The sequence below is a fragment of the Streptomyces sp. HSW2009 genome, from assembly GCF_040240285.1.
Classification (GTDB): domain Bacteria; phylum Actinomycetota; class Actinomycetes; order Streptomycetales; family Streptomycetaceae; genus Streptomyces.
The window spans coordinates 1-413 of the sequence record NZ_JBEHZD010001171.1 but is presented as its reverse complement, the minus strand read 5'-3'; the positions used below and the strand labels follow the sequence as shown (position 1 = coordinate 413).

1 protein-coding gene is annotated in these 413 nt (G+C 70.9%); it reads right to left on the bottom strand.

Annotation, left to right across the window (positions count from 1 at the left end; genetic code table 11):
- Positions 1-228 (bottom strand): hypothetical protein (locus AAHZ94_RS35080; RefSeq protein WP_349997687.1); only part of this gene is annotated, 228 nt, incomplete at its 3' end.
- Between the last annotated feature and the right edge of the window lie 185 nt (positions 229-413).

The window sequence follows — 413 nt, the reverse complement described above, 5'->3', positions numbered from 1 at the left end:
CCCCCCCCCCCCCCCCCCCCCCCCCCCCCCCCCCCCCCGCCGCCGGCGGGGGGCGGCGGCCCCCCCGCGGGGGGGGCGCGCCCCCCCCCCCGCCCGGCGGGCGCGGCGCCCCCCCCCCCCCCCCCCCCCCCCCCCCCACGCCTGGCGAACCGATTTGCCTCGGGTAGAGGCGCGCTGTACTGTCGTACTCCTGCCCACGGACACAAAGCGGTTAGCCGCACGGTTCAAGGGCGGCCTCTATGAGATCTTGATTCAATTCTCTGAATTGCGATTTCGCGTGCCTTTATGGACGAGAAATGAGCGGTCAGAGAGCGGGGAAAAGACCTGATAGAGTGTGAAACACCGAAGGGAAGCGCCCGGAGGGCCCGGTGAAACGGGACCGAAGGAAGCGTCCGTTCCTTGAGAACTCAACA